Source organism: Agrobacterium sp. S7/73, assembly GCF_019355535.1.
Taxonomy (GTDB): Bacteria; Pseudomonadota; Alphaproteobacteria; order Rhizobiales; family Rhizobiaceae; genus Agrobacterium; species Agrobacterium tumefaciens.
This window is the reverse complement of record NZ_CP072137.1, coordinates 214,062-240,633: the sequence shown is the minus strand read 5'-3', so window position 1 is coordinate 240,633 and position 26,572 is coordinate 214,062. Positions and strand designations below refer to the sequence as shown.

Genomic DNA, 26,572 nt, shown 5'->3' with positions numbered 1-26,572 from the left:
AGTCGTTTACCCCCATCATCAATTTGGCAGTCAATTAGGGAGGAGTTGCCAATGCCCGTGATGCTTCACAGGAGAAGTGTGCTTTCAGCAGGGCTTGCGGCCCTTTCACTCGCAACATTGGGAGGTGGTTCGGCGCAGGCTCAGGCCGCGCGGCTGCGTATGTTGTGGTGGGGATCGCAGGAGCGTGCGGATCGCACCAACAAGGCGATCGCCGCATATAAGCAAATCAAGCCGGATCTCGATATTGCCGGGGAATTTGCCGGCTGGAGCGACTACTGGCCGCGCCTTGCCACGCAGGTGGCAGGCCGCAACGCGCCTGATCTGATCCAGATGGATTATCGCTACATCTTCGAATATGGCCGGCGCGGCGCCCTTGCTCCCCTTGATGACTATATTGGCAAGGGCCTGAAGATAGAAGATTTCGGCAAGATGAACATCGACTCCGGTCGGGTCGACGGCAAGCTTTACGGGGTTAATCTTGGCGTGAATTCCAGCGCTGTCTTCTTCGACAAGGCGGCCTGGGAAAAATCCGGCGCGACCCCGCCAGCGATCGGGCAGACCTGGGAAGAGTTTGCCGAAAACGCCGCCAAGCTCAGCAAGAACAAACCCAAACCCGGCTACTACGCCACGGCCGATGCCAGCGGCGTCGAGCCGAGCTTCGAAAACTGGCTGCGTCAGAACGGCAAATCACTCTACACACAGGATGGCGGTATCGGTTTTGATCCGACCGACGCGACCAAATGGTTCACCATGTGGGCGGATTTGCGCAAGAGCGGTGCATGCGTGCCGGCCGATATTCAGGCGCTCGACCAGTTGAATATTGAAACCAACGCGCTGACGACGGGCAAGGCGGCAACGGCATTTGCCCATTCCAACCAGTTTGTCGGTTATCAGGCACTCAACAAAGCCAAGCTGGCGATGACCTCCTATCCGAAAAGCAAGAAGGATGGTCCTTCCGGTCACTACCTGAAACCATCCATGCTCATCAGCGTCGCCAATGGCAGTGCCGGCATTGAGCAGGCGGTCGGTTTCATCAACTTCCTCGTTGCCGAACCACAGGGCGTCGATGTTCTGGGTGTGGAGCGCGGCGTTCCGGCATCGGAATCGATGCGTAACGCGCTGACCGCCAAGCTCGATGCCGTCAGCAAGAGCATGGTGGAATATATTGCCGAGATTACCCCCGGCGTTGGCGATCTGCCGCCGGCACCCCCTCCGGGTGCAGGCGAATTCGCCTTCGTCCTGAAACGTACAGCGGAGGAGATCGGCTTTGGCAAGATTTCGGCGGCTGAGGGTGGTGACCGGCTCGTCAAGGAATCCGAAACCGTCATTAAACGGAAGTGATGGCAGATGGCCTTTCGATCTGAAACTCTCGTGGAGGAGAGCCGTGGCGCGGCTCTCCCGAAGCGGGCAGGCGCGAAGCGGCTTTTGGACCGCAACGTTCACGCATACCTGTTTCTCCTGCCGTGGCTGATCGGTTTCTTCGGTCTCACCCTCGGGCCTGCGCTGGTGTCGCTTTATCTGTCCTTCACCAATTATGACCTGCTTCAATCCCCGGACTGGGTGGGGGCGGCCAATTATGTGCGCATCGCCACTGCCGACCCTAAATTCGCCGCCGCCATGCAGGTCACCTTTACCTATGTGCTGCTTTCGGTGCCGTTGAAGCTGATCTTTGCACTGCTGGTGGCGCTCGCCTTCAATCGCGGCATAAAGGGGCTCACGCTTTACCGGGCGATCTTCTATCTGCCGTCGCTGCTCGGTTCCAGCGTGGCGATCGCTGTTCTCTGGCGGCAGCTTTTCGCGTCAGATGGCCTCGTCAACATGGTCCTGTGGCAGGTTTTCGGTTACGAGGGGCCGAGCTGGATTTCCAATCCGGACTACTCGCTCTACACTCTGGTGATCCTGTCCGTCTGGCAGTTCGGCTCGCCAATGATCATCTTCCTCGCAGGGCTCCGGCAAATCCCGCAGGATATGTACGAGGCCGCCGATATCGACGGCGCGAGCAAGATGCGGCAGTTCTTCCGCATTACGCTGCCGCTGTTGACGCCGGTGATCTTCTTCAACGCCGTGATCCAGACGATCGATGCCTTCAAGGCCTTCACGCCGGCCTTCATCATTTCCGAAGGCACGGGCGGGCCGATCAACTCGACGCTGTTCTACACGCTCTATCTCTATCAGGAAGCCTTCGGTTTCTTCCGCATGGGATATGCCTCGGCGCTTGCCTGGATTCTTGTGATCATCATCGCGCTGTTCACGGCCTTCTCGTTCCTCAGCGCGAAATACTGGGTGCATTACGATGACTGACGCTGTTACCGCTCCCCGGCCGGGACAAGGCCCGCAACGCTCACCGCTAATGTCGGTTTTGCTGCATGCGGTGCTGATCCTTGCCTCCTTTGCGATGCTTTATCCGATCCTGTGGATGATTTCGGGCTCGTTTCGCCCGCAGGACGAGCTGTTCGGTTCCTCCTCGCTCATTCCTTCGTCGGTTGATTTCGGCGGCTATATTCGCGGCTGGACCGGGCTCCAGGTCAGTTTCGGGCAATTCTTCTGGAACTCGTTCTTCATCTCGGTGCTCGCCACCATCGGCAACGTTGTTGGCTGCTCACTTGCCGCCTTCGCTTTCGCCCGCCTGCGGTTCGGTGGGCGCAATTTCTGGTTCGCGCTGATGCTCGGCACCTTGATGCTGCCCTATCACGTTGTGCTCATCCCGCAATATATCCTGTTTCTGGAAATGGGTTGGGTGAATACGTCGCTGCCGCTGATTGTGCCGAAATATCTGGCAACCGACGCCTTCTTCATCTTCCTGATGGTGCAGTTCTTCCGGGGTATTCCGCGTGAGCTGGATGAGGCAGCGGTGATGGACGGTTGCTCGCCCTTCCGCATTTACTGGAAGATCATGCTGCCCCTCTCTCTGCCGGTTCTGGCAACGGCCGCGATCTTTTCCTTTATCTGGACCTGGGACGATTTCTTCGGTCCGTTGATCTATCTGAACGACATCAACACCTACACCGTGCAGCTCGGCCTCAGATCCTTCGTGGATTCCACCGGCAGCTCGGATTGGACGTCGCTTTTCGCCATGTCCAACCTGTCGCTGGTACCGGTCTTCCTGTTCTTCCTGTTCTTCCAGCGGCTGCTGATTGAAGGCATCGCTACCACCGGAATGAAACGCTGAACGGACGAAACGGGACCGAAAACGAATTGCAGAACATCAACACCGTCGCGGCTGCCTTGTCTGCAGCGCGACGGTCGGGAGAAACAGCATGGCAAGCAGCATTACTCTGGAAAAAATCGTCAAGCGGTTCGGCGCCTTTCCGGTCGTCCACGGCATCGATCTCAAGATCGAGCCGGGCGAGTTCACCGTTTTCGTCGGCCCCTCGGGCTGCGGCAAATCTACGCTTCTGCGCATGATCGCCGGTCTGGAGGAAATCTCCGAGGGTGATCTTCGCATCGATGGCGAAAGGGTCAACGAAACAGCCGCTTCCAAGCGCGGTATCGCCATGGTGTTCCAGTCCTATGCGCTTTATCCGCATATGAGCGTTTACAAGAACCTCGCTTTCGGGCTGGAGACGGCGGGTTACAAGAAACCGGAAGTCGAGGCACGGGTGCAGAAAGCTGCCGATATCCTGCAGATCGGCCCGTTGTTACAGCGCAAGCCGAAGGCGCTTTCTGGCGGCCAGCGCCAGCGTGTCGCCATCGGTCGGGCTATCGTCCGCGAGCCGAAAATCTTTCTGTTCGATGAACCCCTGTCCAACCTCGATGCGGAACTGCGCGTGCAGATGCGTGTCGAAATTGCCAAGCTGCACCAGACTCTCGGCAGCACCATGATCTATGTGACGCACGACCAGGTGGAGGCCATGACCATGGCCGACAAGATCGTGGTCCTGCGTGACGGCCGCATCATGCAGGTCGGCCGCCCGCTTGATCTCTACAACAATCCGGCCAACCAGTTTGTGGCGGGTTTCATCGGTTCGCCAAAGATGAACTTCCTTTCCGCGAAAGTGGCTTCAGGCGACAGCTCCAACCGTACCATCGAGGTCGCCGGCCAGCGCATTCTGCTCGAAAAGCCGGTCGCGGCTGAGGAAGGCGAGCCACTCACTTTCGGCATTCGTCCCGAACACGTAAACCCACAGGCGCAATCGGCCTCGCTTGGCGATGCGTCCATCCAGCTCGTTGAACATCTCGGCGGCTCGACGGTGGTTTATACCAGTACCCCAGATGGCCAGCCCGCTACCCTGCTGCTGGACGGCCAGCGCCACATCCGCATCGGCGAGACCATTCCCTTTGCGTTTGATCTGGCGAAGACGCATCTGTTCGGGGCGGATGGGCGGCGAATATAAGAGGAAAAATCGGGGGGAGGAACAGACCTTCCCTTATTCCTGTGCTTGTCACAGGAGTCCAGCTGACGCGTCTGCGCGGCGAGGAAATCCATCAGCCCAAAGACTTGGGCTGGCTGGATCCCTGTAGGGGGTACAGGGATGAGGGCAGTGGGCGGTTGTGATGGATAGCGAATTTTAGTCCGCCGCGTCGGTTTTCGATAAAAAACAAGCGGTTCTAAGAGCGGGCGAGAATCTCGCTCAGCACCGCCGCATCTTCCGAGAACTGGGCGACGTTGTCACCTTTGACGAACTCCAGCATCGCATAAGCCGGTTTAGTCCAGTCGCTTGCTGGCAAGGCATCAACGCAAGACCGCCAATAGTCCGCGCGCTCGCCGAGCGGCAGGCGGCTGGCATCGGTGAGCCACGCGAAGACGTGCAGGTGGCAGATGCGCGAGCCGAGCGCGGATATTTCCGCAAGGGCGTCATCCAGCGGTAGACCTGGGGCTGGCTGCCAGTAAAAGAACAGGTTAGGCATCGGCAAATCCTGCATGAGCTGCAAGGCCGAGGGCAGCGTGTCGGTCAGCGAATTGGGGTGATATTCGAGGCCGATTGTCATTCCGTAGTCGTCTGCCCGCCGGGCAAGTGCCGCCAACGCGTCGGTCGCCGCACGGCGTTCCTCTGGTGAATAATCCGCGGATGGGCGTTTGCGGATGCCGGGCCAGATGCGGATATGGCCGGTGCCGAGCGCTTTCGCGGTTTCCAGAACTGCGGTCACATCCTCCGGCGCAAAATCCGGTGCGAAAATGTAGGATCCGTAGGAAGAGACGGTAAGACCGGCTTTGACTGTACGAGCCGCCACATCCCTTGCATTTTCTAAGTCACCAGGTGGCACATGGATATCGGCACCCCATTCTATCGCCTTGATGCCATTTGCGACGGCAAGGTCAATCACGGCCTGCGGCGTCATGGACCTGAAGGTGACAGAGCAGAGGCCCGGCTCGAAAATTCTCATGCGATCAGTTCCAGATGTTCCGGACGTACCTGCTGTTGCAATGGTTCTGCGCGGCAGAAGCGTTCGATCTCGGCAATCGCCATGTCGCCGAGCCGGGCGCGTTCAAGGCCGACGGCGCCGGCGATATGCGGCGTCAGGAACACGTTCGGAAGGCTGTAAAAGGGCGAATCCGGTGGCGGCACTTCCGGATCGGTCACGTCGATGACGGCCTCTATGCGTCCGGTTTTCAGTTCCGCCAGCAGGGCGTCTTCGTCCACCAGCGCGCCGCGGGCCGTGTTGATCAAGGTCGCTCCGTCCTTCATCAGGGCAAGCGCGTCGGCGCCGATCATGTGCCGGGTTTGCGGCAGGGATGGCGCGTGCAGGGAAATGACGTCGCTTACCGCCATGAGCTCATGGAGCGATACGAGACGCACACCGAGCTTTTGTGCCTCCACCGCGCTTAAAAACGGGTCGAAAAGGATGATATCCAGATCGAAGGGCTGCAGCAGATTGATGACCCGACGCCCGATGCGTGACGCCCCGACAATGCCGACGGTCAGGCCGAGATTGCCGATGACCTGCGACTGCAGGCGGTCGACGTTTCGCCGTGCGCGATCCTCTCCGTAGATGCGCCGGAAACCGAAGGTACGCTTGCCGGAAAGCAGGATCATTGCCAGCGTAAACTCCGCGACCGGCTGCGCATTCGCCTCGGCCGCGCTGCACACCGTAACGTTTCGTTCGAAAACCGCCTGGGACAGGAAGTATTTCACCGTCCCGGCGGCATGTGAAATCAACCGAAGGTTCGGCATCATTGCCAGTTCCCGCATGTCGATCTCGGGACAACCCCAGCCAGTCAGAAGAATATCTGTTCTCTCCAACTGGGCAGTCACAGCTGGGTCGTGAAAATCGCAGACCGGCCGGGTATCGAGGATGTCGACGCTCTGCGACAGCTTTTCAAGCGCCTGTGGCGTCAGCACATGCTGCGTCCGCTCCGGGTCCATGGCAAGGCTGAGACGCGGACGCGGGCTCATCATTGCGGTTCTCCCGCCGCCGCCATACTGCTTACGGGAACACCGCGCTCAACAAACAGGCGGTCAAGCGCTTCCATGTCTGGAAGTGCGGGAACTGTCGCCAAAGCTGTTTCGCTTTCAGGTCCCACCAGTCCCACAAAGACGGCGCAGGCGAGCAGGGTTTTGCCCGCTGGAATGTCGCCCCGCAATTGCGGCACCGTGGTTTTGGCATTGATGAGATTGGTATTGGGCAGTGCCTTCAACGCCACGCCCTGGCGGGATGCGCTGGAGCCGAGATCGATGATGGCGGATATGTCTGTGCCGCAATCGGCCGTTGCCCGGCCGCTGTCTTCGGTCACCGCATCGCGGTCGCCATCGTTGCGGTTTATCGCAAAGCCGCCTTCGGTGACCAAAAGTGGCCGCGCGGAAGTAATCCGGTGCAACCGGATATGCCACTCTCCCGCGGCAACCAGCGTCGTTTCGACCTCGACATCGGGGAATGGGTTCCAAGTCGCTCGAAGATTGGTGCCAGTCAAGAGCACAGTGCGGTTGGTTTCGCGCACCCGGTAGTGGCGGCCATCTTCGGAAAAGGCCAGCATATTGTCGAAACCATTGGTCTTGAAACCGCGCTCGTCCACTTCCACGCCGAAAGCGTAACGCGAGGAATAGGCGAATTTGGCGTATTTCTCCGGCCCGCCGCGCATGGACAGGTTTTCCTGCCCACTCGTCAGCGCCGTGACGTTGCTCTTACTGCGCATCATCACCATGCCGGGATGAACGAGCGGCCGTGGTTTTGTGGATGTGTCTGGCAGCTTTTCCTCCGCCTGCCAGAAGGGGTGGCTTTCCGGCAAGGCGAGCGGCAGGAAAGCCTTGAAGGCCCAATAGGGCGAACCCGCCGAGTTATAGCTTTCCGACATGGTCAGTTGCGGATAGGCGTAACCGATGGAAAGCACGCCGTCGCGGTCGGCAATCGGCTTTCCCGCCCACCAGCGCAGATGTTTCAGATAAAGCCCCTTGATCTCCCCCCAGGGCATCGCTTCCTCATCCGCGAAGGCGAGGGCACCCCAGAAGCCGCCGCAGGCGAAACGGTAGGTCATGGAGCGGCCAAAGGCCAGCGCGCCACCATCCTCATCGAACCAGCTTGCGAAATCCCCGGCAAACAGGCGGGCACGTTCCCGGTAACGTTCGGCGTATGCATCATCCGGTTTGCTGATTTTCGCGTAGATCAGCCCGTAAAAATGCATGGCGAAGGCGATGTAGTGGTCGATGCGGCGATAGTTGCCGTCGCGATACCAGCCGTCGGCGATGTAAAATCCGTCCAGCTCTTTCAGATATGTTTCGGTGAGGCTCCGGTCGAATTCGATACCGAGATGATCGAGCGCCGCATCGACCATCACCCGGAAAAACTTCCAGTTATTGTCGGCATAGATGCGCTCGCGCGCCGCCAGAAGATAATGGCGCACATTCGCCTTTTGCTCTTCGGACAAGGGTTCCCACAGATGTTGCGGCGCAAGCCGAAGCGCAAAGCCGAGGGCGGCCAGCTCCACCAGCCGCTGATCCTTCTGCCGCACATCGCCCCAGTAATCGGCATGGGCGGGATCGGTGCCATTGGCGATGCCTCTGGCCAGAAGCGGCCAATGGGCGAAGGCATCGCCGCTGAGCGCAAGCGGCGCGATGCCCCAGAGTGGTCGCGCAAATCCTTCCAGGTCGGCCGCTGCCCGGTCGAAATGCGCGGCGGTGCCGCTTAGCGTCACTCTTGCGCCGCTCTCTGAGAAATAGGGAAGCAGCGGTGCGAAACTGTCGTCCAATGCTCGTCTGACGTCGGCGCGGGTCTTGAGTGGATTGCCGTAAAGCGGATTGAAGCGGGTCATTGGATCATGGTTTGCTGGCTTATGCATCGCGCGCCGCCTTTCCCGTCTTTTTTGCTCGACCGGCGGTCTGTCCTTCCACAAGCTGTACACCCAGCTGAACCTGCCGGGCATTGGCCGATGGCTCCGCCAGCCGGCGGCGCATCAGCTCCACCGCCTCGCGGGCAATCTCGCGGCGGTCTACCCGGATTGTGCTGAGCCGGGGAGTGGAAAGTTCGGCGAAGGGCAGGTCGTCGAAGCCGATGATGGAAAGATCGTCCGGTACCCCGAGACCAAGCTCTTGTGCTGCTCCCAGCGCGCCGAGCGCGATCGCATCGTTCATGCAGAAAATGCCAGTCAGACCGGGGTTTTTGGCCAGCAGCTGACGAACCGCATCACCGGCTTGCCCGAAGCCGCTATCCGCCGTGGAAAGCAGAAACTCTTCATAGGTGGCACTCTCTTCCTCGATGATAACCTGCCGAAAGCCCCGCATGCGCTCTCTTATGGTGTGACGGTGTTGCGGACCGATATAGGCGACCTTGCGGTGCCCCAGTTCCAGCAGCCGCCGCGCCGCCATCGCCCCGCCGTAAAAATTGGAGGGCGAGACGCAATCCAGCATCATCGAGGGATCGGCGCTATTGACGAGAACCGGTTGCAGCACACCCTGCGTGATGCGGTGGATGATCTCCTCTTCGGGGTCAAGACCAATGGCGAGAAGGCCGTCGACCTCGCAGACCCGCTGTGTAAGGGCGTCGTCGATCTGCCTCTGGTGCAGCAGCCGGATATCGAGTTCGAAACCCTCTGTCTGGGCAAGGCTGCGCAGCATGTCGAAAATATCGTGATAAAAGGCGCCGATATCGCCGGTCGCTCGTTCGGCGGACATGAGGGCGAGGATTTTCTTCCCCTCCAGCGAGATGCCGCCGGTCTGGCTGGTGACTGGCCGCAGCGGATAACCAAGTTCCGCCGCCACGCCCAGAACCTTGGTCTGGATCGATGCGCTGATGCCTTTTTCCCCGGCGAGAACCCGTGAGACCGTGCTGATGGAAACCCCTGCACGCTGGGCGATATCCGACTGGCGCGGGCGGCTGATGTCGGGCGTATCGTTCATGTCTTCTCCTGCGCTTGCAAAAAATTCTATTATGATGCAAATATTGCAAATAATGAAAATTTGCAAGAATTTAAGTGATAAGTGAGAAATTTGCAAAACGCGGGAGGAGCAGATGCAAACTATCGATAGACGTGGATTTTTGGTGACGGCGGCACTGGCAGGTCTTGGCGCGGCGGCGGGCGGTTTCCGCGCGATGGCGGCCGAAACCCGGCTTCGTTGCGTATGGTGGGGTTCGGCTGACCGCAACAAGCGCACCAATGATGTGATTGCCCTCTACCAGAAGGCAGATCCACAAACGGTAATCAGCGGCGAGATGATCGCCGGTTCCGACTATTGGACCAAGCTTGCGACGTCCATGGCGGGACGTAACGTCGCCGATATCTTTCAGCTCGAGCCTTCCACCATTGCCGATTATTCCGGCCGTGGGGCCTGCATGGAACTTGACCAGTTTGTCGGCTCGTCGCTTGATCTTTCCAATTTCGGCAAAAGCGAAGTCGATCTTTGCCGCATCGACGGCAAGCTTTACGGCGTCGGTCTCGGGCTGAATTCGTTCTGCATGATGTATGATGCAGAGACGCTGAAGGAGGCCGGCGTCTCCGTGCCGAAGGAGCAGATCACCTGGAAGGCGCTGGCGGAACTGGCGCGCGATTTCAAGAAGAACGCTCCGGCGCGCCGCAATTATTGGGCGGTGCCCTATGGTGCCCGTTATCACTACGTCTTCGATGTCTGGCTGCGCCAGCGCGGCAAGCTCCTGTTCCAGGACGGCACCATCGGTTTCAACAAGGAAGATGCCAAGGAATGGTTCGCCTATTGGGAGGATCTGCGCGAGAACAAGCTTTGCGTCTCTGCCGATATCCAGACGCGCGATGACAATACCATCGAATCCAACGCGCTGACCCTTGGCAATTCCGCAATCGGCTTTGCCTATTCCAACCAGCTTGTCGGTTACCAGGCGCTCAACAAGAAGACGCTGTCCATTGGCATGCTGCCGGGTGAGGGGCCGGGAAAACCGACCGGGCATTATTACCGGCCGGGGCTTATCTGGTGCATTTCGTCCACCTCCACCACTCCGGAAGCTGCGGCGAAGTTCATCAACTTCTTTGTCAACGATCTGGAGGCGGGAAAGGTTCTCGGCGTCGAACGCGGCGTGCCGCCGGCGAAGAAGGTACGCGAAGCTGTGTTGCCAAGCCTCAACGAGACCGAACGCAAGACGGTGGATTACATCGAGAGCCTCTCCGGCAAGCTCGATACCTATCCGGAGCCTGCCCCCATCGGCGCCAATGAGTTCGACCGTGGGGTAATGCGTCCCATTGCCGACTCACTCGCCTTTGGCCGCGCCACTGTGGATGAGGCAGCGCAGAATCTTGTCGATACCGGCACCCGCACGTTGCGTAAGCGCGGGTAGGGAAAAGAGGTAGCGCATGCGGTACCGAAACCGCCTGCGCTGCCTCCATTCGCAATCATTCCTTGCGTGTCTGACTTTGAATATATCGACCCGACAAACAATGCTGGACAGCATAAAATATTTAAGCCAGAAATTCTGATCTAGATCGCTAAATCTGAAGATTAGACAATGGCTCCCAATTTCCTACTTATTGACGCTGAAAAAGAATTCGATGTTTTGAAGGCGGCGGCGTCGCTGATCCGTGTGCAGATATTGAAGCTGCTGCACGAGGCCAACGGTCTCAATGTCAACGAGATCGCGCAGAGGCTGGATCTTCCCCAGTCCACCGTGTCGGCCGGTGTGACCGTTCTTGAAGAGGCGGGGCTGCTGCGAACCGAAACGCGCAAGGCGCGCAAGGGCAGCCAGAAAATCTGTTTTGCGACCTGCGACGAGCTTATTGTTTCGTTTCGAAGCCCCGAGACGCCGGCTATATCCAACTACATTGCCGTCGCCATGCCGCTCGGCCTCTATACGCAGAGTTCGGTGACCGCGCCTTGCGGCATCTGTTCGCCGGAGGGCATTATCGGACTTCTGGATGTCCCTGATACCTTCATGGATCCCGACCGCATGAAGACTGCACTTTTGTGGTTCACATCGGGTCATGTCGAGTATCAATTCCCCAATAATGCCAAGATTCAGGGGCGAAACGTCGAGGAAGTCGAGTTTTCGATGGAGGTCAGTTCCGAGGTGCCAGGAACGCACAGCAACTGGCCGTCAGACATTACCCTCTCCGTCAACGGCAAGGAGATCGGGGTCTGGACCTCGCCCGGCGATTTCGGCGACAAGCGGGGTACGTTTACGCCCGACTGGTGGAAACTGTCCGGCTCGCAGTATGGAATGCTCAAAACCTGGCGCATTACTGCCCAGGGAACCTATGTCGATGGTACGCGCATTTCCGATGTGACGCTTGCGGATATAGATCTGTCCAGCCACCGCTCAATCCGCTTGCGGATCGAGGTAAAGGCGGATGCAAAGCATCCGGGCGGGCTCAACATCTTCGGCCGGGGCTTTGGGAATTACGATCAGGACATCGTATTGCGTCTGCGCACCGCAGACTGATCGGGCCAATTTCATAAAGTATGATTTTCGCGGTTGACAGGCGCGGCTTCCATTGGCAACTATATTATGAAATATGGTTCATATCATATTTTAAGATATAAATGCGCATGGGAGGAGAGCCTATGAAAGCGCGGGTTTCAGTCCACCGGGACTTCCGGATTGGGCGTATCGACGATCGCCTATATTCCGCCTTCATCGAACATATGGGGCGGGCGATCTATGGCGGGATTTACGAGCCCGGCCATCCGCAGGCGGATGAAAACGGCTTTCGCAAGGATGTGCTGAAATTCGTGCAGGATCTGAAAATTCCGGCGATCCGCTATCCCGGCGGCAACTTCGTTTCGGCCTATCGCTGGGAAGACGGCATCGGCCCCCGTGACAAACGGCCCGTGCGGCTTGATCTTGCATGGCGCTCCAAGGAAACCAACCAGATCGGCGTCAACGAGTTCGCAGACTGGGCGTCGATGGCAGGCATCGAGATGATGCTCGCCGTCAACCTCGGTTCCCGTGGTCTGGATGATGCCCGCAACTTTCTCGAATACGTGAATTTCCCCGGCGGCACCGAGCTTAGCGACCTTCGCCGCAGCCACGGCGCCGAAAAGCCGCATGGCGTGAAGATGTGGTGCCTCGGCAACGAGATGGACGGCCCCTGGCAGATTGGCCACAAGACGGCGGTGGAGTATGGCCGGCTGGCAAACGAAACCGCGAAAGCCTTCAAGGGTTTCGACCCCACCATCGAGGCAATCGTTTGCGGAAGTTCCAACGACGGCATGCCGACCTATCCCGAATGGGAGCGCGAGGTGCTGGAAGAATGCTACGAGAATGTGGACCACATCTCGCTGCATAAATATTTCGGCAATAACAGCCGCGACACGCTGAATTACTTCGGCAAGATCGAAGAAACAGGGCGTTACATTCAGACTATCGCCGGTGTCATCGATTACGTGAAAGCCAAGAAGCGCGCCAAGAACGATGTCTCCATCTGCTTCGACGAGTGGAATGTCTGGTACCATATCCGCGAAGACGACGGTAAACGCATCAAGAGCTGGGATTGGCCGGAAGCGCCTGCACTTCTGGAGGAGACCTACAATTTCGAGGATGCTCTCTTCGTGGCCGGGTTGCTCAACGAGTTCATCCGTCGCTCGGACAGGGTGCGCATCGCCTGCATTGCCCAGCTTGTCAATGTCATCGCCCCCATCCGCGCTGAAAAGAACGGACCGGCATGGCGCCAGACCATCTATTATCCCTATCAGTTCGCCTCGCTTTATGGTCGCGGAGTTGCACTGAACATTGCCGTCGATTGCCCGACCTACGACTGCAACGCGGCCGATGACGTCAAATATCTCGATGTCGCCGGCGTGTTTGATGAGGACGAGGGCGTGGTGACGCTGTTTGTCCTCAATCGTCATCTGACCGAAGCAGCAGAGCTCAATGTCGGTCTCACCGGCTTTTCGCCTGTGTCACTCAGCCTGCATCTTTCCATGGCGGGATATGATCTGAGGACCGGCAACGGTCCGGATCAACCCGACCGCGTCGTGCCGGTGCCGGGCAGCGGCATTGGTGTCGAGGATGGGGCACTCAAAGGCTCCGTGCCGGCGCTGTCCTATCATGTTCTGCGCGTGAAGGTTCAGTGAGGCGGTGATGGGTGTCCGTCTCAGCAATATCGCCAAGTCCTTCGGCTCTTTTGCAGCCATCCGGGACGTTTCGATGGAGATTCCGACGGGCAGCTTCGCGGTTTTCGTGGGGCCATCCGGTTGCGGAAAATCCACCCTGTTGCGCATGATCGCCGGTCTTGAGGAAACCAGCGGCGGTCACATCGCCATCGACGAGCGCGACGTCACCGCTGTCGAGCCGGCGGATCGTGGCGTTGCCATGGTCTTCCAGAATTATGCGCTTTACCCGCATCTGACGGTGTTCGAGAACATGGCTTTCAGCCTGCGTCTCGCCCGCCGGCCGAAAGCGGAGGTGAATGAGAGGGTGGGGGAAGCTGCCCGCATCCTCCAGCTCGAGGACAATCTGCACAAGAAGCCATCGCAGCTTTCCGGCGGCCAGAGGCAGCGCGTGGCCATAGGCCGCGCGATCGTGCGACAGCCGAAGGTGTTTCTCTTCGATGAACCCCTGTCGAACCTGGATGCGGAACTGCGCGTGCAGATGCGGCTGGAACTGACCCGGCTTCACCGCAAGCTCGGCGCCACGATGATCTACGTCACGCATGACCAGGTAGAGGCCATGACGCTTGCGGACAAGATTTTCGTGCTGAAGGGCGGCATCGTGCAACAGGCCGGCGCGCCGCTCACCCTTTACGACGATCCGGACAATCGTTTCGTCGCTGGCTTCATCGGCTCGCCCGCGATGAATTTCCTTGCTGCCGACATCGTCGGGCAGCGGGACGGCATCGTTATGCTCGCGCCTGAAGGTGGTGAAAAGCACCTTGAAGCCCGGCTTTCGCATCCGGTTTCCCCCGGTCAGCGGGTCGAAATCGGCATAAGGCCCGAGCATCTGGTGATCACGCAAGAGGGTGCTTTGCCTGTCAATGTCGAGGTGGCGGAGGAGCTTGGCGACCTTTCCTATCTCTATACCCGAACGCGTGCCGGGAAAGAACTTGTCGTGCAGCGGCAGGGCTCGCGCGAGCGGCTGGATGGCCGGTCCGTCTCACTGAGCGCTTCGCCCGATCACATCATGGTTTTCGGCAGCGACGGCAAAAGGTTGCGATAGGCGCGAGGAGGCGCCGTTCGATGCAGTAGTAGACCGCCCCTTGAACGGGGTGTTTCCAACAAACGGGAGGAGTGAACGATGCGACTGATCAAGACATTGCTTGTTGGTACGGTTCTGGGCCTGAGCGCCCTGCCGGCACTGGCGAAGCAGGATATCGTCTGGTGGGACTTTCTGTCGGGCGGCGACGGTGTGCGCATGAAAGCGCTGATTGCTGCCTTCAACAAGGAACACCCTGACATTCAGATCAAGGGAACGACGCTAGAGTGGGGCGTTCCGTTCTATACCAAGGTGCGCACGGCGTCGGCCGTGGGTGAGGGGCCTGATGTCATGACCTATCACCTGTCGCGCGCGCCGCTCGGCCTTGATGAAAAAGTATTGAGCGAAATTACCACAAAAGACCTTGATGATGCCGGGTTGAAGACCAGCGACTTTTTCAGCGCACCCGTCGAGGCAGCAACCCACGACGGCAAGCTTTACGCGGTGCCGTTCGATATCCATGCCCTTATTCTCTATTACAACGCCGATCTTCTGAAAGGGTCTCCCTATCTCGATGCCGAGGGTAAGTTGACCGGTATCAAGACGATGGAGGATTTCGAAAAGGCGCTGGCCTGGGCGAAGGACAAGGGCGTTCAGACGCCGGTTACCTATCAGTCGGGTGGCGAAGCCGGTGTCTGGCGTGTCTTTTATACACTGTTCTCACAACAGGGCGGCGAGCTGGTCACCAATAACGAGGTGCTTGCCGGCGACAATGCCGAAAAGGCTGCCAAAGCGATCGATACCATGTCGAAATGGCGGGAAAACGGATGGGCCCCCGAGCAGGCGGAATATCCTGCGTCCGTTGCTCTCTTCTCCGCTGGCAAATCAGCCTTCCAGCTTAATGGCGTCTGGGAAGTTCCGACCTACAAGGATCTGGAAAAGAACGGCAAGCTCGGCTTCAAATGGAGCGCTGTGGAAGTTCCGCCTTTCATGGGCAAGCGCGCCACCTGGGCGGATTCGCACGCCTTTGCGATCCCCAATCAGGGTGACAAGACCGTTTCCGGTGAGAAACGCGCCGCTGTCATGACGGTTATTGGCTGGATGGAAAAACACGCCATCAGCTGGGCCGATGCGGGGCATATTCCGGCCTATAAATCGATCACCGAAAGCAGCGAATACAAGGCGATGCAGCCGAATGCCACATATGCCTCGCTGGCGGAGGCGGCAGTGTTCGATCCGAAGACCACGATTACCGGAGTTGCCTCACCCGCTTACGATGCGGCGCTTAATATCATCGCTCCGGCCATCCAGGGCTACATGAGCGGCGCGGATGCGGTCGAGCAGATCAAGTCCGAGCTTCAGGGCAAGCTCAAGTAATCCGTGACTGCCCTCTGGCTGTCAGCCGGAGGGCAGCGTGCAATGCGGGAGGTCCCGGAGGCATTCCATGGCTATGATTGAAAACCGGCGCAAGAAGTCGCTCATCGCACTGTCGATGGTGACGCCATTCATCGTGGTCTTCGCCACGTTCTTTCTTTACCCCCTGATCGAGATGATACGCATCAGCTTCACGGATGCGCCGCTGATCGGCGATGGCAACTGGGTCGGCCTGCAGAACTACATAAAATTGTTGAGCGACCGCCTGTTCGTTACCTCGCTCAAGAATAACGGCTATTTCGTGCTGCTGACGGTGGTGCCAACAACGGTCATCGCCCTGTTGATTGCGCTTGCGGTCAGCCGATTGTCCGGCATCAAGCAGACAATCGCCATGAGCCTGTTTTTCCTGCCTTATGTCCTGCCGGTTTCGGTTGTCACCGAAATCTGGGCCTGGATGCTCGACCTGCAGTTCGGCATTCTCCAACCGGTCATTTCGTTGCTGGCGGGCAAACCCGTCGCGGTTTTCAAGAACCCCAACTGGGTCATGCCGATGGTCGCCGTCGTCACCATCTGGTGGACGAACGGTTTTAACGTTCTGCTCTTCATTGCCGGCTTGCGAAACATTCCGACCGAGCTTTATGAGGCCGCAGCTCTTGATGGCGCAACGACATGGCAAAAGTTCCGGCGCGTCACATGGCCGCTTCTGTGGCCGGTGACCGCGCTGATCCTGACGCTGCAATTGATCCTGCAACTGAAGATATTCGACCAGATCTACCTCTTGAGCGGCGGCGGACCCTTCAATTCCAGTTTCGTGCTTCTCCTTAAGGTCTACCGGGAAGCCTTCCAGATGAACAATGGCGGTTATGCATCGGCCGTGGCGACCGTGCTCTTCCTGTTGATCGTCATCGTATCCGTTCTCCAGTTCCAGTTGCTACGCATCCGGAGGAATTCATGAGCCTGACCAAAAGACTTGAGAACGTCATCCTGAACTTGCTGACATTTTCGGCAGCACTGGTATGGATTTTCCCGCTTTACTGGGGGTTCGTGACGTCGTTGCGCTCGGACGAGAATGTTGCGGGCAACACGTCGCTACTGCCTGATGAGTTCCAGCTTGGTGCCTATGTGAATGCCATCTTCAATACGCGGCTGTTGACCTGGTACGTGAATTCCATTGGCACTGCCGCGATCGTCACGGTCTCTGTGCTCATCATTTCGATGTTATGCGCCTATGCGCTATCGCAGATCCGCTTTCCGGGACGGCGACTGCTTTATGGCATCGTGCTCGCGAGTTTCATGGTGCCCGCGCAGACGCTTGTCGTGACACAGTTCATCCTGATGAAGAACCTCAACCTCATCAATACCTGGGCGGGCATCATCCTGCCGCAGCTGATCACGCCAATCGTCATCATCGTCTACAAGCAGTTCTTCGACAGCGTGCCCAAAGAGATGCGGGAGGCGGTGGTTCTGGATGGTGGCGGCGAATACACGATCCTGTTCAAGGTGTTTCTGCCGCTGAACTGGGGCATTACGACCGCCATGGCGATCGTGACCTTCATTACGGTGTGGAACGCCTTCTTCTGGCCTTTCCTCGTCATCACGTCCGAAAACATGATGACGATCCCCGTCGGCATCACGCAGGTCAACGACACCTTCGGCATCGTTTATGCACGCCTGATGGCGATTGCCATGCTGGCGGCTCTGCCGGTCATCGTCGCCTACGTCATCTTCCAGCGGCGCGTGACGGAAGCCATCATGATTTCGTCCGGCGTGAAGGGGTGATGGCGGCGAAAGATGCCGGTGCCGGTCAGATGACGTGAGCGTTGTGTAGGGCAGTCAGCACCTCGTTCTTGAGGGTGGCGAGTTGCGGCGACCTTCTGTCGCGCGGGCGCGGCTCGTCCACTTCTATCCGCTGCTGGATACGGCCGTCATGGGCACCCATCATGTAAATGCGGTCACCGAGATAAAGCGCCTCGTCAATATCGTGGGTGACGAGCAGGAAGGAAATGCCGCGCTGTTCGACGAGTTTCAGAACTAGGTCCTGCAATTTCATCCGCGTGAAAGCATCGACCGCGCTGAAGGGTTCGTCGAGCAGCAAGATGCGCGGCCGGGTATAGAGCGCTCTTGCTATGGCGACACGCTGCGCCATGCCGCCTGAAAGGGCTTTCGGTAACGCGCTGCCATGGCCGCTCAAGCCCACATCGTTGATCAGTCCTTCTACCCGCTCGACATCATATTTCTTGCCGGCCGCATAACCTATGTTTTCGGCAACTGTCAGCCACGGCATCAGGCGGGGTTCCTGAAAGACGAAGGCGATGGGCGGTGAGTCCGATGCCTGAACCTCCTTTGCCTGCTGAACCTTCACAGCGCCTGAGAAATGCCGGTCGAGGCCGGCGGCGATGCGCAGCAAGGTGCTTTTCCCGCACCCACTTGGTCCGAGAAGAACCGCCGCTTCACCATCGCCGAGCGTCAGGTGAATATCCTGAAGGACAACCGTGTCTCCGAAGGCTTTTTCGCGAACATCGACATTGAGCAAACTCATCGCAGGCGCCCTCCTTGCTGAAGGGGGTAAGTGTCGCGCCATCTGAGGCAACGTTCCTCGACTATCTTGAAAAGGCTGTCGGAAATCTTGCCGAGGACGGCAAGGCAGATAATCGCTATCATCACCAGATCGGGTCGGGAGAGTTCCCGCCCATCGGATAGCATGTAGCCGATGCCCTCGGAAGCCGCCAGAAGTTCCGCTGCGACAACGCTTAGCCAGGCCAGCGACAGGCCGTAACGCAAGCCCGTGAACAGATGCGGCAAGGAGGCGGGAATGAAAATCCGCCAAACCAGCACTGGCAGCGGCTGGCGATACATCTCGCCCACTTCCACCAACTTGCGGTCGACATTCCTGATGCCGGAGAAGAGGTTGAGATAAACAGGGAAAAACGCGCTTTTGGCGATCAGTACGATTTTCGAGGTTTCGCCAATGCCGAACCAGATCATCAGCAGCGGCACCCAGGCGAGGCTCGGAACCGCGCGTAACGCCTGAAACGTCGGCTCAAGATAACGCTCGGCGGCAACGACCAGCCCGACCAGCGAACCGACGACGATTGCAAGAAGGGAGCCAATGACGAAGCCGACAAAGACACGGGCGGTACTGGCTGCGACATTCGTCCACAAAGGACCCTCGGCGAGCCTTAGAAACGTGTCGTAAAGCTCGGAGGGCGGCGGCAGCACGTAGGGACTTACCCAGCCCACGCGCACAAAGAATTCCAGCAGCAACAATGAGCCGACCGGCACTATCGCGCCGCGCAGGTCGAACCGTCCCAGGAAATTCCCCACTCTTTGCACGAACGGCAGTGGGGCAGGGAGTTGTTTCGCAGTCTGCTTCACGCGCTGAAATTCGCGCGGATGAGAATTCATGCTCCCAGCGCCTTTTTCGCCGGTGCCGGATCGATCAGCGACGAAAGGACGCTGTCGACATTGACGCCAGGCCGCAGCACGTCGTCGCCAAGCAACGGGGTCACGATACGGATCGAGTTCAGCAGTTCCTCGCCTGGAACAGGATCCTTCCAGTCGCGCTTTTCGATCGTCAGCTTGGTGATCTGGGGATCGTTGCCGGTGACCTTCGTGACGAAATCGATGAATTCGCCGTTGTTTTCACGGATCCATCTTTGTGTCTCGACCCAGACACCGAGGAGGCGTTCGACCGCTTTCGGGTATTTCGCCAGAAACTCCTCGGAAACGCTGAATACGCTGCCGTCGCGCCAGCTACGCTCATCGAAAATCGCCCTGTCGCCGGCAAGTTCTGCCTGGGATGTGTGTGGATCGATGCCGACCCATGCATCAACCTGTCCCTGCTGAAGCGCGTTGAATCCTTCCGGATGCTGCAGGTTCACGACCTTGAGGTCATTGATCGAAAGCTTGTTTTGGGCAAGGGCGCGCAGGAGGGTGAAATAAGGCGCGGTACCCTTGGTGACCGCAATGGTTTTGCCCTTGAGATCGGCGACGGTCTTGACCGGCGAATCCGGGCGAACCTGTATGATGGAAGAACCGCCCCAGCTTGCCACATAGATCACCTTCAGCGGCACACCATTGGCGCGGGCCAGAAATGCGGAAAGTGCTGCCGAACCGGCAAAATCCGTCGAGCCGACCTTCAGGAATTCGAGCGAATTGTTGCTTCCGCGGGATTGTACCCAGGTGATCTTGGTGCCGACATCCTTGAACGCTTCCTCAAGCCAGCCCTTGTTCTTTATCAGAAGTGTATGTGAGGAGTAAAATCCCCAATCCAGCTTCAGCTCAGCAGGAAACTCCTGTGAGCTTTGGGCCAGCGCGCTGCCCGTGGCAAAGGGTGCTGCGAGAGCCCCGGCAATGCTGAGTTTCAGGATCTGGCGGCGAGAATGTTTAGCCTTCATAATAGTGTGCCTAATTTATGTAATTTGTGTATTTAAAGGGTATGGGCCGGCGTTTATGAGGTCAATCCAGCCTTCTGGAACCTCATGCCAAACTTCAGGGCGGGCGTGGAAAATCTCCCTACCGCTGGCCGGATCGGCGCGACGGCGCGTTATTCAGGGAAAAAACGATTGGCCGGGCGTTGCAAACCGAGATGATCGCGCAATGTCGTTCCCTCATAGTCCTTTCGAAACAGGCCGCGCCTTTGCAGTTCGGGCACAAGCAGGGTCGTGAAATCGTCAAGTCCGGCAGGCAGGAACGGGAAGGTGACGTTGAAGCCATCCGACCCCTCTTCGTATAGCCATTGTTCCATCTCGTCGGCGATGGTTTTTGCCGTGCCGACAAATGCGAGACCCCCATAGCCACCCAGCCGCTGCGCCAGCTGGCGCACCGTCAGCCCCTCGCTCCTTGCAAGTTCGATCACCCTCTCGCGGCTGGATTTGCTTGCATTGGTTTCGGGAATGTCAGGCAAGGGGCCATCGGGATCGAAACTCGAAGCATCGTGGCCGAGCGCAATCGAAAGCGAGGCTATCGCGCTTTCATAATGGACGAGGCTGTCGAGCCTGGCGCGTTTGGCCTTGGCTTCATCCACGCTATCGCCGACCAGAACGAAAGCGCCCGGCAGGATGACAATGCCGTCGCGGGAACGGCCTGCCGCAACGGTCCTGTCCTTGACGTCCCTGTAGAACGCTTTTCCCGCCGCAAGCGTGGGTGTTGCCGCAAAAACGACCTCGGCAGTTTCGGCTGCAAGCTGGCGCCCCGGCTCTGAAGCCCCGGCCTGAACGATGACGGGCCAGCCCTGCACCGGACGCGCTATATTGAGCGGACCGCGCACGGAAAATTCCGGTCCCTTGTGATTAAGCACATGCATTTTTTCAGGGTCAAAGAACAACCCGCTATCGACATCCCGGAGAAAGGCATCATCGGAAAAGGAATCCCACAGCCCGGTAACGACGTCGTAAAATTCCCGCGCTCTTCCATAACGCTCCGTGTGGTCAGGCTGTTCGTCCCGGCCGAAATTAAGCGCCGCATCCGGATTCGCTGTGGTGACGATGTTCCAGCCGGCGCGACCATTGCTGAGGTGATCGAGTGAGGCGAAACGCCGCGCTACGTGGTAGGGCTCATCGAATGTTGTGGAGGCGGTGGCAACCAGCCCGATGCGGGAGGTGACGGCGGCGAGCGCCGAAAGCAGGGTGAAGGGTTCGAAAGACGTGACGGTATGGCTGCGGCGCAGTGCTTCCGTCGGCATGTTCAGCACCGCCAGATGATCGGCCATGAAAAATGCATCGAATTTCGCGGCTTCAAGCTGTTGTGCAAATCGCGCCAGATGGCCGAAATTGAAGTTCGCGTCCGGGAAGGATCCGGGATAACGCCACGCACCCGTGTGAAGACTGACGGGCCGCATGAAGGCGCCGAGGTGCAGTTTGCGATCGTTTGCCATTGGGCTTCACTCTTTCGTTGAAGTTTTGACCCGAGCGTTTTCTCTGTCGGCCGCCAAGGATCGAAGACCGGCTCGGTCCTCATCGCGACGATAGCCTTGCTGGCGGCTCTGTGCGGCAAAGACTATTGCGATTATGATTTCCAAACAGAAAGATTTTTCCTGAAATCATTCATTTCGCAAGATCGCTTTGCCTGCAACGGGTTTGCCTCATCGTGTTGACGTAATATCCGGCAAGCGATGTGCTTCACGTGGTGATCGCCAAGCAAATTTCAACGTATTTCGCGCAGTGATTCCAGTGAGAAAATGGCGTAAATTCAAAATATTGGTCGATATAGCTAATGTATTGGATGATTTCGAAATCGTAGTTAGAGATCGAAAACGTCGTTTGGAGATCCGGCGTGGTTGGGACACCCCCAAACCGCGCCGGACTGATCCGTGCTCAAACGTCCGCCATCAAACTGCCAGCAGCTTTTCGTTGCCGATGCGGGTTGTCTCGATGGCACCCTCCGTTTCGATGCGCTTGCCGGTGGCCGGATCGAAAAAGTGGAGGTGGGCAGGGGGCAGTTCGAAGTGGATGCGCTGGCCGGGTTTGACCAACAGATCTTCGCCTATGGCTGCGGAGAAAGTTTCGCCGGCGATTTCCGCATGTACGATGCGGCCGGAGCCCAGCTCTTCTACAAAGTCCACGGTTGCGGGCACGCCCGCACCCTCGATGCTGACCAGGCATTGTTCAGGGCGAATGCCGACTGTCACGTCGCGCCCGCGCAGCTCCAGCGCGGTCTCGGGGAAGAGTTTCACCGGCTGGCCGCCCAGCATGACGGATGGAGATTCGACCTCCACCCGCGTGTTGAACAGGTTCATCGCCGGTGAGCCGATGAAGGAGGCTACGAAGGTGCTGGCGGGGCGGTGATAGATATCGAGCGGATGACCGACCTGCTCCACATTGCCCTTGTTCATCACCACCAGCCGGTCGGCCAGCGTCATGGCTTCCACCTGATCATGGGTGACGAAGACGGAGGTGGCCGATAGGCGCTGGTGCAGTTTGCGGATTTCGGCGCGCATCGTCACACGCAGCTTTGCATCGAGGTTGGACAGCGGTTCATCGAACAGGAATACCTGCGGTTCGCGGATGATTGCGCGGGCCATGGCCACGCGCTGGCGCTGGCCACCGGAAAGGGCGGCGGGCTTGCGTTCGAGATAGTCGGAAAGACCAACGATCTTGGCCGTTTCCTCGATGCGGCGAAGACGTTCAGCCTTGGGAACGCCTGCGACCTTCAGCGCATAACCGATATTGCCTGATACCGTCATATGCGGATAAAGCGCGTAGTTCTGGAACACCATGGCGCAACCGCGCTCGCGCGGCTCCAGCGTGTTGACGACGCGCCCGCCAATGGCGATTTCACCTGACGTGATATCCTCCAGCCCAGCGATCATTCGCAGAAGTGTGGACTTGCCGCAGCCCGAGGGGCCGAGGATGACGACGAATTCCCCGGTTTCGAAAGTGAGATCCACGCCGTGCAGGGTCGGGGTCTTGCCATAGGATTTGCGGACCTGCCGAATATCTATCTGAGCCATGATATTAAGAACCTTGTTGTTGAGAGCCACGCGTCGCGTCGTCACTTGTCGGATGACACGAGACCGCGCACGAACCAGCGTTGCAGGAACGCCACGACGAGAAGCGGCGGCATGATGATGATGAGGGAACCGGCAAGCGTGACGTTCCAGTCCGGCGTGCCGTCCTCCGAAGGCAAAAGGGCACGCAACGACATCATCACCGTCTTGTAGGAGGGGTCGGTGACCATCAGCAGCGGCCACAGATACTGGTTCCACGAGGAGACGAAGAGAATGGTGGTGAGGGCCAGCATGTTGGTGCGCGAGAGCGGCAGCAGCACGTCGAAAAAGAAACGCACGGGGCCGGAGCCATCCATGCGCGCCGCCTCCGCAAGTTCATCAGGCAGGGTCATGAAAAACTGCCGGTAGAGAAAGGTGCCGGTGGCCGTGGCGACAATCGGCAGCGACAGGCCCGCATAGGAATTCAGCAGGTTCCATTCGATGTTGACTTCTACACCGCTCACCAGCGCTATAAGGTAACGGAACGGCTGGAACACATCCGCTGCCACGGCATAGGTCGGAACGGCGCGAATTTCGAGCGGCAGCATCAGCGTGATGAAGACGGACCAGAAAAACAGGTGTTTCAGCGGCGAGCGGAAAAACACGATGGCGAAGGCGGTCAGAGCGGAAAGGGCTACCTTGCCCGCTGTGACGAGCGAGGCCATCACCAGGCTGTTGAACATGGCGTTGCCCAGATTGGCGCGGTTCCAGGCGGTGCTGAGATTTTTGAAAAGCTCGCCCTGCGGCATGAAGCTGAAGGGCGTGTGGTTCACCTGCTGCACCGTCTGGCTGGCGCCTGCCAGTACCACGATGAAGGGGCCGATAAGAAGCAGAAGTCCCGCGACCATGACCACGTAGGCAAAGGCGTCGGCATAGGGCGTGCGCTGTATCATCTCTCAGGCCTCACTTGTAATGGACGCGCCGCTCGATGAAGCGGAACTGGATGAAGGTGAAGACCATGATGAGGCCGATGAGGACGATGGTTTGTGCCGAGGCGCCGGAATAGTTCAGCCCTTCGAAGGCCTCGGTGACGATGCGGTAAACCATCACATCGGTGGCGCGGTTGGGGCCGCCCGCCGTCAGCGAATGCACGATGCCGAACGTGTCCTGGCCGACGAAACCCTCGGTCATCATCGTCACCATCAGGAAGAACAGCGTGGGTGCGAGCAACGGCACCTGAATGTCTATGGCGCGGCGGATCGGGCCGGAGCCATCCATTGCCGCAGCTTCCGTCAGCGAACGGGGCACGGATTGCAGGCCGGCAAACAGGAAGATGAAAGTGTAGCCCGCCCATTTCCAGATAAAGATGGCGATGACGAGCGCCAGTGCATGTTCGCCGTATTTCGCCGGGTTCCAGATATCTGGCCAGGCGGCGTTGAGTGAAGCGGCCAACCCGCGTTCCGGCGACAGGATGAAGCGGAAGGCCATGCCTGCGGCGGGACCTGCGATGGCGAAGGGCAGGATATACAGAACCCGGAAAAATCCAGAGCCGGGAAGCTGGCGGTCGACGGAGAGCGCCAGGGTGAGGCCGATGAGGATGGCGACGAAGGGGCCGACGGTCGCGAAGATCAGGCTGACGGTAACGGAATGCCAGTAGAATGGATCAGAGAAGACTTCCTGGAAATTGGCGAAACCAACGAATTCTGCCGCGCCGCCGAAGGGCGGCTGGAGGGTGAAGGCCCAGTTGATCACCGCCGCCACGGGCCAGTAGAAGAACAGGAGGATCAGTGCCAGCTGCGGCAATGCGAACAGCAGCGGCAACCATGTGCTTTTGAAAACGGCGCGCTTTTCCATGAAATATCCGAAACAGAAAATGGCATTAAGGGTTTGCCCGCGCGGAGACGGGCAAACCCAGGCGAAAAGGACCGCTTAGTTCAGCTTGGCGCCGGCATAGGTCTTTTCGAAGCGGCGCAGGCCGGCATTCGAGCGCTCGACAGCCTTGTCGAGTTCGGTCTGAATATCGGCGTTCTGCATGAAGATGGCTTCGAGCGAGGTCGAGACTTCCTTGCGGATCTGCGTGAAGCCGCCGAGGCGGATGCCGCGGGTATATTCGGACGGCGGCGTAAACGTGAGGCTTTCGATTGCCTTTTCACGGCCCTTATAAGGCGCCTTGTCGTAGAAGCCGTTGGCCTTCATGGCGTCGAAGCCGGTCTTGGTGACCGGGATGTAGCCGGTAACAGTTGACCACCACTCAACCATATCAGGCTGCGCGATGAAGTTCAGGAATGCGGCCGCACCCTTGTATTCAGCTTCCGGACGACCAGCCATGACCCAGAGCGAAGCGCCGCCAACCAGCGAGTTCTGGCGCTCGGTGCCCTTCCAGATCGGCAGCATGGCGACGTCCCACTTCACGCCCTCAGGCATGGTCTTGCCGACGGTGCCATGGCCGGCAATCGAGGACATGAACATCTGGCAGGTCTGCGAGGTGAAAGCGGGCAGGATGTCCATGCCGAGCTGCTTGGTCTTGACGACGAACAGCTTCTCGTCCTGCATCTTCTTGAAGAATTTGACCTGATCAACGAACTTCGTCTTGTTGATCGTCAGTTCGGCGTCGAGGCCCTGATAACCGTTGCCCTTGGTGGCGATTGGCTGGTTGTGGATGGCAGAGAACTGTTCCATCAGCATCCAGGTGTCGAAATTAAAGGCCAGCGGGCATTCGAAACCGGCCGTCTTGAGCTTCCGGGCGGCTTCTTCAACCTGTTCCCATGTGTCGGGCTTGAAGGTGATGCCGGCTTTTTCGAAAGCGGTGACATTGTAATAGAAGACCGCGGTGGAGGAATTATAGGGGAAGGAGTTCAGCTCGCCGTCAGCCGTTGCATAATAATTGGCAATGCCGGGGAAATAGTTGTTCCAGTCGATCTTGTAGCCGTTGTCGGCCATCAGCTTCTTGGCGGGAACGAAAGCCTTGGACAACATCATGTCCAGCGTGCCGGCATCGTAGATCTGGGTAATGGCGGGCTGCTTCTTGGCGCGGTAGGCGGCAATGGTGTTCTGCAGCGTGGCGTCGTAGTCGTTCTGCGACGTGCAGACGATTTCGAATTCAGCCTGGGAGTCGTTGAACTTCTTGCAGGTTTCCTGAACGCGGTCGCCGAGATCGCCGGAAAGGCCGTGCCAGAATTCGAATTTGGTCTTTTCTGCGTGGGCAGCCGTGGCGCCGAAGGCTGCGGCAATGGCAACGCCTGCCACGAAAGAGGTCAGAGCGGAAGATTTCATAAGTTGAGCCCCGTTGATGGAGTAATGGCATGACCG

At 58.5% G+C, this 26,572-nt stretch carries 23 protein-coding genes; 11 read left to right on the top strand and 12 right to left on the bottom strand.

The window, feature by feature from the left end:
* Positions 1–51: 51 nt before the first annotated feature.
* The 4 genes from J5276_RS16085 (at position 52) to J5276_RS16070 (ending at position 4,334) form a co-directional block, all read left to right on the top strand.
* Entirely contained in the window at positions 52–1,341 is a 1,290-nt protein-coding gene (locus J5276_RS16085; protein WP_013761393.1) for an ABC transporter substrate-binding protein, read from the top strand.
* 6 nt (positions 1,342–1,347) lie between these two features.
* Positions 1,348–2,301 (top strand): carbohydrate ABC transporter permease, encoded by a 954-nt coding sequence (locus tag J5276_RS16080; RefSeq protein WP_209159612.1) that lies wholly within the window; start codon positions 1,348–1,350, stop codon positions 2,299–2,301.
* Positions 2,294–3,169, top strand: coding sequence for a carbohydrate ABC transporter permease (locus J5276_RS16075; protein ID WP_025595962.1), 876 nt, complete (start codon positions 2,294–2,296; stop codon positions 3,167–3,169). Before J5276_RS16080 ends, J5276_RS16075 begins: the two co-directional genes overlap by 8 nt.
* Positions 3,170–3,257: 88 nt before the next feature.
* The gene (locus J5276_RS16070) at positions 3,258–4,334 is read left to right on the top strand and encodes an ABC transporter ATP-binding protein (RefSeq protein ID WP_003517850.1); all 1,077 of its coding nucleotides are present in this window, start codon (positions 3,258–3,260) and stop codon (positions 4,332–4,334) included.
* A gap of 214 nt (positions 4,335–4,548) precedes the next feature.
* Here J5276_RS16070 and J5276_RS16065 read toward each other — a convergent pair whose 3' ends face one another.
* From J5276_RS16065 to J5276_RS16050, 4 genes are read right to left on the bottom strand one after another with little or no spacing between them, the layout of a single operon-like run.
* Positions 4,549–5,325, bottom strand: a complete 777-nt coding sequence (locus J5276_RS16065; RefSeq protein ID WP_112751695.1) for a sugar phosphate isomerase/epimerase — start codon at positions 5,323–5,325, stop codon at positions 4,549–4,551.
* On the bottom strand, positions 5,322–6,338 hold the full coding sequence (locus J5276_RS16060) for a hydroxyacid dehydrogenase (RefSeq protein WP_025595966.1): 1,017 nt from the start codon (positions 6,336–6,338) through the stop codon (positions 5,322–5,324). The genes J5276_RS16065 and J5276_RS16060 overlap by 4 nt, the downstream gene beginning before the upstream one ends.
* On the bottom strand, positions 6,335–8,212 hold the full coding sequence (locus J5276_RS16055; RefSeq protein WP_112751696.1) for a DUF2264 domain-containing protein: 1,878 nt from the start codon (positions 8,210–8,212) through the stop codon (positions 6,335–6,337). The genes J5276_RS16060 and J5276_RS16055 overlap by 4 nt, the downstream gene beginning before the upstream one ends.
* Entirely contained in the window at positions 8,205–9,269 is a 1,065-nt protein-coding gene (locus tag J5276_RS16050) for a LacI family DNA-binding transcriptional regulator (protein WP_112751697.1), read from the bottom strand. The genes J5276_RS16055 and J5276_RS16050 overlap by 8 nt, the downstream gene beginning before the upstream one ends.
* Positions 9,270–9,381: 112 nt before the next feature.
* Here J5276_RS16050 and J5276_RS16045 point away from each other — a divergent pair, with 112 nt between their 5' ends.
* The 7 genes from J5276_RS16045 (at position 9,382) to J5276_RS16015 (ending at position 17,616) form a co-directional block, all read left to right on the top strand.
* Positions 9,382–10,674: an ABC transporter substrate-binding protein gene (locus tag J5276_RS16045; protein WP_003517844.1), complete on the top strand. Its 1,293-nt coding sequence runs from the start codon at positions 9,382–9,384 to the stop codon at positions 10,672–10,674.
* 168 nt (positions 10,675–10,842) lie between these two features.
* Positions 10,843–11,772: a transcriptional regulator gene (locus J5276_RS16040; RefSeq protein WP_003517843.1), complete on the top strand. Its 930-nt coding sequence runs from the start codon at positions 10,843–10,845 to the stop codon at positions 11,770–11,772.
* Between the two features lie 122 nt (positions 11,773–11,894).
* Positions 11,895–13,406 (top strand): alpha-N-arabinofuranosidase, encoded by a 1,512-nt coding sequence (locus J5276_RS16035; protein WP_035199314.1) that lies wholly within the window; start codon positions 11,895–11,897, stop codon positions 13,404–13,406.
* A gap of 7 nt (positions 13,407–13,413) precedes the next feature.
* Positions 13,414–14,487 carry an ABC transporter ATP-binding protein gene (locus J5276_RS16030; protein WP_013761386.1) on the top strand — a complete coding sequence of 358 codons (1,074 nt, stop codon included), beginning with the start codon at positions 13,414–13,416 and terminating at the stop codon, positions 14,485–14,487.
* 78 nt (positions 14,488–14,565) lie between these two features.
* Positions 14,566–15,840, top strand: a complete 1,275-nt coding sequence (locus J5276_RS16025) for an extracellular solute-binding protein (RefSeq protein ID WP_025595973.1) — start codon at positions 14,566–14,568, stop codon at positions 15,838–15,840.
* Positions 15,841–15,907: 67 nt separating this feature from the next.
* Positions 15,908–16,792: a carbohydrate ABC transporter permease gene (locus J5276_RS16020; protein WP_003517835.1), complete on the top strand. Its 885-nt coding sequence runs from the start codon at positions 15,908–15,910 to the stop codon at positions 16,790–16,792.
* Complete coding sequence (locus J5276_RS16015; RefSeq protein ID WP_112751698.1) at positions 16,789–17,616, top strand: carbohydrate ABC transporter permease; 828 nt, start codon at positions 16,789–16,791, stop codon at positions 17,614–17,616. The genes J5276_RS16020 and J5276_RS16015 overlap by 4 nt, the downstream gene beginning before the upstream one ends.
* 25 nt (positions 17,617–17,641) lie before the next feature.
* Here J5276_RS16015 and J5276_RS16010 read toward each other — a convergent pair whose 3' ends face one another.
* The 8 genes from J5276_RS16010 to J5276_RS15975 form a co-directional block, all read right to left on the bottom strand.
* Positions 17,642–18,376 (bottom strand): ABC transporter ATP-binding protein, encoded by a 735-nt coding sequence (locus J5276_RS16010; protein ID WP_013761384.1) that lies wholly within the window; start codon positions 18,374–18,376, stop codon positions 17,642–17,644.
* Complete coding sequence (locus J5276_RS16005; RefSeq protein WP_060642682.1) at positions 18,373–19,242, bottom strand: ABC transporter permease; 870 nt, start codon at positions 19,240–19,242, stop codon at positions 18,373–18,375. Before J5276_RS16005 ends, J5276_RS16010 begins: the two co-directional genes overlap by 4 nt.
* Positions 19,239–20,234, bottom strand: coding sequence for an aliphatic sulfonate ABC transporter substrate-binding protein (locus tag J5276_RS16000; protein WP_025595979.1), 996 nt, complete (start codon positions 20,232–20,234; stop codon positions 19,239–19,241). The genes J5276_RS16005 and J5276_RS16000 overlap by 4 nt, the downstream gene beginning before the upstream one ends.
* A 149-nt stretch (positions 20,235–20,383) precedes the next feature.
* The gene (locus tag J5276_RS15995) at positions 20,384–21,712 is read right to left on the bottom strand and encodes an LLM class flavin-dependent oxidoreductase (RefSeq protein WP_115062053.1); all 1,329 of its coding nucleotides are present in this window, start codon (positions 21,710–21,712) and stop codon (positions 20,384–20,386) included.
* A gap of 453 nt (positions 21,713–22,165) precedes the next feature.
* Entirely contained in the window at positions 22,166–23,287 is a 1,122-nt protein-coding gene (locus tag J5276_RS15990; RefSeq protein WP_025595982.1) for a sn-glycerol-3-phosphate import ATP-binding protein UgpC, read from the bottom strand.
* A gap of 41 nt (positions 23,288–23,328) precedes the next feature.
* Positions 23,329–24,216 (bottom strand): ABC transporter permease subunit, encoded by an 888-nt coding sequence (locus J5276_RS15985; RefSeq protein ID WP_209159611.1) that lies wholly within the window; start codon positions 24,214–24,216, stop codon positions 23,329–23,331.
* Between the two features lie 10 nt (positions 24,217–24,226).
* Positions 24,227–25,117 carry a carbohydrate ABC transporter permease gene (locus J5276_RS15980; protein ID WP_003517818.1) on the bottom strand — a complete coding sequence of 297 codons (891 nt, stop codon included), beginning with the start codon at positions 25,115–25,117 and terminating at the stop codon, positions 24,227–24,229.
* 75 nt (positions 25,118–25,192) lie between these two features.
* Positions 25,193–26,536, bottom strand: coding sequence for an extracellular solute-binding protein (locus tag J5276_RS15975; RefSeq protein ID WP_025595985.1), 1,344 nt, complete (start codon positions 26,534–26,536; stop codon positions 25,193–25,195).
* Positions 26,537–26,572: the final 36 nt, after the last annotated feature.

What these genes read in the sequence shown, in the direction of transcription:
- J5276_RS16085 (WP_013761393.1), top strand. Translation starts at nt 52, where the DNA reads ATGCCCGTGATGCTTCACAGGAGAAGTGTGCTTTCAGCAGGGCTTGCG.
- J5276_RS16080 (WP_209159612.1), top strand. Translation starts at nt 1,348, where the DNA reads ATGGCCTTTCGATCTGAAACTCTCGTGGAGGAGAGCCGTGGCGCGGCT.
- J5276_RS16075 (WP_025595962.1), top strand. Translation starts at nt 2,294, where the DNA reads ATGACTGACGCTGTTACCGCTCCCCGGCCGGGACAAGGCCCGCAACGC.
- J5276_RS16070 (WP_003517850.1), top strand. Translation starts at nt 3,258, where the DNA reads ATGGCAAGCAGCATTACTCTGGAAAAAATCGTCAAGCGGTTCGGCGCC.
- J5276_RS16065 (WP_112751695.1), bottom strand. Translation starts at nt 5,325, where the DNA reads ATGAGAATTTTCGAGCCGGGCCTCTGCTCTGTCACCTTCAGGTCCATG.
- J5276_RS16060 (WP_025595966.1), bottom strand. Translation starts at nt 6,338, where the DNA reads ATGATGAGCCCGCGTCCGCGTCTCAGCCTTGCCATGGACCCGGAGCGG.
- J5276_RS16055 (WP_112751696.1), bottom strand. Translation starts at nt 8,212, where the DNA reads ATGCATAAGCCAGCAAACCATGATCCAATGACCCGCTTCAATCCGCTT.
- J5276_RS16050 (WP_112751697.1), bottom strand. Translation starts at nt 9,269, where the DNA reads ATGAACGATACGCCCGACATCAGCCGCCCGCGCCAGTCGGATATCGCC.
- J5276_RS16045 (WP_003517844.1), top strand. Translation starts at nt 9,382, where the DNA reads ATGCAAACTATCGATAGACGTGGATTTTTGGTGACGGCGGCACTGGCA.
- J5276_RS16040 (WP_003517843.1), top strand. Translation starts at nt 10,843, where the DNA reads ATGGCTCCCAATTTCCTACTTATTGACGCTGAAAAAGAATTCGATGTT.
- J5276_RS16035 (WP_035199314.1), top strand. Translation starts at nt 11,895, where the DNA reads ATGAAAGCGCGGGTTTCAGTCCACCGGGACTTCCGGATTGGGCGTATC.
- J5276_RS16030 (WP_013761386.1), top strand. Translation starts at nt 13,414, where the DNA reads ATGGGTGTCCGTCTCAGCAATATCGCCAAGTCCTTCGGCTCTTTTGCA.
- J5276_RS16025 (WP_025595973.1), top strand. Translation starts at nt 14,566, where the DNA reads ATGCGACTGATCAAGACATTGCTTGTTGGTACGGTTCTGGGCCTGAGC.
- J5276_RS16020 (WP_003517835.1), top strand. Translation starts at nt 15,908, where the DNA reads ATGGCTATGATTGAAAACCGGCGCAAGAAGTCGCTCATCGCACTGTCG.
- J5276_RS16015 (WP_112751698.1), top strand. Translation starts at nt 16,789, where the DNA reads ATGAGCCTGACCAAAAGACTTGAGAACGTCATCCTGAACTTGCTGACA.
- J5276_RS16010 (WP_013761384.1), bottom strand. Translation starts at nt 18,376, where the DNA reads ATGAGTTTGCTCAATGTCGATGTTCGCGAAAAAGCCTTCGGAGACACG.
- J5276_RS16005 (WP_060642682.1), bottom strand. Translation starts at nt 19,242, where the DNA reads ATGAATTCTCATCCGCGCGAATTTCAGCGCGTGAAGCAGACTGCGAAA.
- J5276_RS16000 (WP_025595979.1), bottom strand. Translation starts at nt 20,234, where the DNA reads ATGAAGGCTAAACATTCTCGCCGCCAGATCCTGAAACTCAGCATTGCC.
- J5276_RS15995 (WP_115062053.1), bottom strand. Translation starts at nt 21,712, where the DNA reads ATGGCAAACGATCGCAAACTGCACCTCGGCGCCTTCATGCGGCCCGTC.
- J5276_RS15990 (WP_025595982.1), bottom strand. Translation starts at nt 23,287, where the DNA reads ATGGCTCAGATAGATATTCGGCAGGTCCGCAAATCCTATGGCAAGACC.
- J5276_RS15985 (WP_209159611.1), bottom strand. Translation starts at nt 24,216, where the DNA reads ATGATACAGCGCACGCCCTATGCCGACGCCTTTGCCTACGTGGTCATG.
- J5276_RS15980 (WP_003517818.1), bottom strand. Translation starts at nt 25,117, where the DNA reads ATGGAAAAGCGCGCCGTTTTCAAAAGCACATGGTTGCCGCTGCTGTTC.
- J5276_RS15975 (WP_025595985.1), bottom strand. Translation starts at nt 26,536, where the DNA reads ATGAAATCTTCCGCTCTGACCTCTTTCGTGGCAGGCGTTGCCATTGCC.